The 5329-nt window shown below is 71.5% G+C and carries 4 protein-coding genes and 1 pseudogene; 2 read left to right on the top strand and 3 right to left on the bottom strand.

Annotated elements, in window-relative coordinates; genetic code table 11:
* Window positions 1-126: 126 nt before the first annotated feature.
* Genes ACTUAL_RS31055 through ACTUAL_RS31045 form a run of 3 tightly spaced genes read right to left on the bottom strand, consistent with a single transcriptional unit; the run spans window position 127 to window position 3910 of the window.
* Window positions 127-1347 (bottom strand): rhamnosyltransferase WsaF family glycosyltransferase, encoded by a 1221-nt coding sequence (locus tag ACTUAL_RS31055; RefSeq protein WP_440902723.1) that lies wholly within the window; start codon window positions 1345-1347, stop codon window positions 127-129.
* A complete protein-coding gene (locus ACTUAL_RS31050) occupies window positions 1344-2867 on the bottom strand; it encodes a lipopolysaccharide biosynthesis protein (protein ID WP_440902722.1) in 1524 nt (507 codons plus the stop codon). The genes ACTUAL_RS31055 and ACTUAL_RS31050 overlap by 4 nt, the downstream gene beginning before the upstream one ends.
* Complete coding sequence (locus ACTUAL_RS31045; RefSeq protein ID WP_096492305.1) at window positions 2852-3910, bottom strand: glycosyltransferase family 2 protein; 1059 nt, start codon at window positions 3908-3910, stop codon at window positions 2852-2854. Before ACTUAL_RS31045 ends, ACTUAL_RS31050 begins: the two co-directional genes overlap by 16 nt.
* Before the next feature lie 83 nt (window positions 3911-3993).
* On the opposite strand from ACTUAL_RS31045, the gene ACTUAL_RS31040 reads away from it, so the two are divergent.
* Together ACTUAL_RS31040 and ACTUAL_RS31035 are read left to right on the top strand one after the other, a co-directional pair.
* A complete protein-coding gene (locus ACTUAL_RS31040) occupies window positions 3994-4842 on the top strand; it encodes a glycosyltransferase (protein ID WP_096492306.1) in 849 nt (282 codons plus the stop codon).
* 41 nt (window positions 4843-4883) lie between these two features.
* Window positions 4884-5329 (top strand): annotated as a pseudogene (locus ACTUAL_RS31035) (hypothetical protein); the annotation flags it as partial.

The following is a 5329-nucleotide window of genomic DNA, read 5'->3' as shown; positions in this document are numbered from 1 at the left end:
TGGGGCGGCTGCGGGCTCGCTTCGCTCGCCCCGCAGCCCGCGAAGCGGTCAACGTGCTGGGCGGTCAGGGGGCTGGGCGGTCCACGTGCTGGGCGGTTGGCTTGCGAGTGTGACTGGTTGGCTTTTCTAGACTGCGGGCGTTCCCAGTTCTCGTTGCAGCACCTGGGTCAGTTTCTTTCCCGCGTCGTCCCAGGAGCGGCCGGTTACGCTTCCGGCTGCCTTGGTGGCCAGGGCTTCGAAGTCGGGTGGGGGCAGGTTCACCACGGTGGCCATGGCCCTTGCCAGTTCGTGCGGGGTTGCGGGGGCGTAGCGGACGAACTCGTTGTCCAGGACGACCCTGTTGTGCTCTGCCTCGTTCACCACCGGGATGCAGCCTGCCGCCAGCATCTCGTGCGGGACCAGGGATACGTTCGTCATGGACAGGGACAGGCCGGCGTAGCAGCGGTTGTAGATCCGGTTCAGCTCGTCCGGGGTCACCAGGCCGTGGTCCACGTGGCCGTTGCCCAGTGAGCCGATCTTCTCGCCGTAGGTGTGCACCACGACTTCCGGGTGTTCGCGGGTGAAGACCTCCAGGGCCAGCAGCCCCACCTCGATCGCCCGCCGGGGCGCGAGCCGCCGCGCGTAGAACACCACGCCGTCCCGCCGCACCCCGTCCAGCAGTCGGTACCGCTCCACGTCGCAGCCGAAGTCGAACGAGTCCGCGGCCATTCCGGTGTCGTCGCGGAGCTTCCCGGCCAGGAAGCGGCCCGCGGTGAAGCCGTGGAAGCCCATCCGGTAGGTGTTCTCGGCCAGCGCCGAGAGGCCGCCGCGGGGGAAGAACCAGGGTTCGTAGTCCTGCACGAGGTAGAAGCGCTTGCCCGCGCACGGGTCGTTGAACACGGGGTAGGCGGTCATCCAGGCGGTGGCGAAGACGGCGTGCGCGTCGGCCAGGCCCTCGGTCACGTCGTGGATCTCGCCCCGGAAGCCGGGGTAGGCGGCGCGGATGGTCGGCTCGTGGTCCGCCGCGCGGCTGCCGTAGACGTCGTACAGGTAGAGGCGGCAGGTGTGGCCTGCCGCCTCCAGGTGCTCCACCAGGCGGAACATCGTGGTGTGGCCGCCGGAACCGGGGGAGGGGGGTGTGCAGACCCAGTTCACGGTCAGCCGCCCGTCCGGCGGTACCGGCGGCACGACCACCGGCGGGCGCCGGGTCACGTCGGCTGCCCGCACGTCCTCCAGCCGGACCGGGAACACCTCCCCGTCCCCGCCCAGCCGGGCCGCGACCTTCCCCAGCGCCCGCGCGCCCAACCCCCGCACCCCGCCGTCCCGAACGATGTTCGCGACCTGGTGCACCCGCCGCTTGACGCTCACGCCCCGCCCCTCCGCAGCACGCCGATGACCTCACCCCTGAGCGGGTAGACGACCGCCGCGTAGGCCAGGGTCGACAGCGCGCCGCCCACCAGCAGCCGCAGCAGCGGCTCGTCCACCGCCCACTGCACGCCGATCGCCACCGCGCCCATCACCACACCGCCCAGCACCGGCCTGGCCACCGCCGCGCCCAGCAGGCCGGGGCGCAGGCCGTACGGCTTGAACGCCACCAGGTACGCGGGCACGATGAACAGCAGCACCACCACGCTCTGCGCCGCCGCGACCCCCCGGATGCCGTCCAGGTGCGCGCCCAGCGCCAGCAGCGGCACCAGCGCGGCCAGCCACAGCACGTGGATGCACAGGATCGCCTTGGAGCGGCCCGCGCTCGCCAGGTAGTCGTAGCCCAGCTCCAGCGCCACCCGCAGCGCGCCCAGCAGCACGAGCAGCGCCAGCGGCGCGGCGGACGGGGCCCAGCGCTCGCCGTAGACCACGCGGACGATCGGGTCGCTGAGCGAGCCGAGCAGCACGCACGCGGGCACGGTCACCAGGGCCAGCAGCCGCAGCGCCCGCGCGAACGTCGCCGCGAACCGCTCCTGATCGCTCCTGACCTGCGAGAACGCCGCCAGCGACACGCTGCGCACCGGCTGCGAGAACGCGCCGACCGGCCAGTTCGCCAGGTTGAACGCCATCATGTAGAAGCCGAGCGCGGTGGTCCCCAGCAGGTGGCCGACCATGATGTAGTCGACGTTCAGCACCCCGAACACCAGCAGGCTCGCCCCGGCCAGCGGCAGCCCGAACGACAGGGCCTCGCGGGCCCTCACCGGGTCGAAGCCCGGCCGGTACCGCTGCTTGGTGAACGCGAACATCACCACCGCGGCGGTCAGGTTCGTCGCGATCCGCGACCACGCCAGGCTCCACGCCCCGAACCCCATCAGGGCCAAGACGACCACCACGGCGGTGCCGACGACGAACGCCGAGGTGTCGGCCGCGAACTTGTGGTCCTGCCGGAACTCGCGCTGGAGCAGCGCGCCCGGAACCGCCGACGCGCCCGCGATGACCAGCGCGAACGACATCAGCCGGATCACCCCGGTCGCCTCGGGGGTGTCCATCGCCTCGGCGAAGTGCGGCGCCCCGACCACGCAGATGCCGAACAGCAGGCACCCGGACAGGATCGACAGCGTCGTCACCGTCGGCGCCAGGTCCTCCACCGGGTCGTCGGTGCGCACCAGCGCCACGCTGACACCCATCTCGCTGACGCTCAGCACGATGTTGAGCACCACGAGCGCGACCGCGAACACGCCGAACTGCTCGGGCGCGATCAACCGCGCCAGCAGCACCCCGACCCCGACCTGGCTGACCCGCTGCAGGAGGCTGTTGATCGCGCTCCACCGGATCGCCGAGCCGACCCGGCCGCCCAGGCCGGACCCGGAGGCGGGTTCCGCCCCGGAACCGCTCCCGGAGGTGACCACGGGCCCGGCGCCCGCCTCGTCCCCGGCCCCCGGCCCGGTCACTGCCCGCGCCACTTCCACACTTGCTTGCCCACCCAGCCCATGCCGCGCTTGGCCAGGTGCGAGCCCACGAACAGCTGGGTGCGGCTGCACACCTTCGGGCCGAGGGCCTTGCGCCTGGTCAGCGCCCGGTGCTCGGGCAGGTTCCGCGCGCCGCCGTAGACCCTCTCCGCGAACTCGGCCAGCTCGTCCGCCGGGATCTCGTCCAGCTTGTCCCGGTCGTAGGCGCGCACGGCCCGCCACAGGGCGTCCTTGGCGATGGACCGCTTCGCGAGCGCCCGCAGCATCCCGGCGCCGGGCAGGTCCGGGTGCTCGGCGAAGAACCGGTCGAAGACCGCCTGCCGCTGCTCCAAGTCCGCGAACACCGAGGAGAACCGGGTGCGGAACATGCTCTGCTGGTGGACCCGGTAGTACGCGGCGGGGGCGCCCCGCACGTACCCGATGTCCGACACGGCCGCGATGCGCATCCACATCTCCAGGTCCCCCGCGTGCGGGAGGTCGGGGCGGTAGCCGCCGACGGCCTGCTGGACCGAGGTGCGCACGACCGCCTCAGGAGAGGACAGCACGTTCTGACCGGTGCGGCAACGGCGCTCGATCCAGTCCACACCGGACCACACGGTGGTCCCGGCAGGTGCGGCCACGATCGAGGGAAGGTCGTCGTGGTCCTGGTAGTAGACGACCCGGCCGTAGACCATGCCGACCTTCGGGTTGTCCCGGAACACCCGCGCGGCGCGGGCCAGCGAGCCGGGCGCGAGCAGGTCGTCCGCCGACAGCAGCACCGTGTAGTCGGCCTTGGCCCACTCCAGCAGGCCCTCGTTGTAGGTGGCGATGTGCCCCTTGTTGACCTCGTGCCGACGGCCCTCCACGCGGGGGTCCTCGGCCACCAGCTCGGCCATGACCTGCGGGGTCTCGTCGCTTGAGGTGTCGTCGATGATCAACACCCGCACGTCCACGCCCGGCTGGTCCAGCGCGCTGCGCACGCAAGCGCGCAGGAACCTGGCGTAGTTGTAGCAGGGTATGACGACATCGACCGTGGGACGTGCCGGGTCTCGAGTCACGCCCTACTCATCGCGCGCGCCCCCGGTTCGTTAACGCGGGCCCCTCCCGGCCGATGTAGGGGGTGGTTACCGGAAGGGGATCGATGGACCACGTGATCTTGACGCGCTTCAACCTGCCCTCACCCGGCGCGGAGAGCGTCGTGCGGGCGCGCGAGGGCTGGCTCACCGAGCGCATCGGGCTGTTCGAGCGCTACTGCCTGCCCTCGGTCAGGGCGCAGACCTCGCGGAACTTCACCTGGTTGATCTACTTCGACCCGGAGAGCCCGACCTGGCTCAAGGACCGGATCGCCACCCACGGCGACACCTACGCGCCGGTGTTCCGCGAGTCCGTGAGCAGGGATGATCTGGTGTCCGACATCACCGCCCTGTTCCCGGAGCGCGGCGACGAGCTCATCACCACGAACCTGGACAACGACGACGGCCTCGCCGCGAACTTCGTCGCGCGCCTCCAGGCCGAGGTCCCGCGCGCCCCGCGCACGGCGTACTACCTGGCGAACGGCCTGGTCAAGAGCCCGGACGGGCTGTACCTGCACCACGACCGCGACAACGCGTTCGCCTCCATCAGGGAGCCGTGGGACGCCCCGATCACGTGCTGGGCGGACTGGCACAACCGCCTCCACCGGCACGCCGCCGTGGCCTCGCTCGGAGGCGCTCCTGGCTGGTTGCAGGTGGTGCACGGGGGTAACGTCAGCAACCGGACCAGGGGTCGCCTGACCGCGCCATCCCCCTACCGCCCGCTGTTCGGCGAAGCCCTCAACGACGTCCCGGAGCCCGCACAAAGCGTGCTTGCCCGTGACCGGTTCGTGGGACACCCCTTGCGGGTAGCGCGGGACAGCGCGAGATTCGTCGCCAAGACCGCGGCGATGCGCCTGCTCGGCGCCGACGGCTTCGAGAAGGCCAAGAAGGCCATCGCCTCCCGCGGCCGAGCGTGACCGGCTGACGGGCCACCCCGGAACTGAAGGAGCGCACGACTGTGGTTCGTGCTCGTTTACTGGCCGCTGCCGCCGCCGTCCTGGCGCTCGCGGGCTGCACGGCGACCGCCGAGACCGTCCCCGGCCTCGACGACCGCCGCCTGCCCGGCCCCACCCTGGACTACTACAAGCAGTGGTCGAACGGCCCCAACCCGACCGGCGACCCGTCGATCTTCCCGATCTCGGTGTGGATGCAGGACCCGTCCGGCGTCGAGGACGGCGTCAAGCTCGGCGCCGCGTACCCGCAGGTGGGCGTCGACTTCACGATCGGCCTGTGGGACGACGAGTGGTGGTACCTGCGCCGCGAGGGCCTGCTGGCCACGAACTGGCGCGCCTTCGTCGACCCCCAGCGCGCCGACGTCGTCCTCGGCGACACCGCGCACGCCCGCAACTACGTCGGCTACCTGGTCGCCGACGAGCCCGACATGAACAAGGCCTACGGGGACAA

It is taken from the genome of Actinosynnema sp. (assembly GCF_052038725.1).
Note: the sequence above shows the minus strand (reverse complement) of the source record. Positions and strands in the feature narration are given on the sequence as shown.

Coding starts and splice junctions, on each gene's coding strand:
- ACTUAL_RS31040 (WP_096492306.1), top strand. CDS start 3,994: ATGGACCACGTGATCTTGACGCGCTTCAACCTGCCCTCACCCGGCGCG.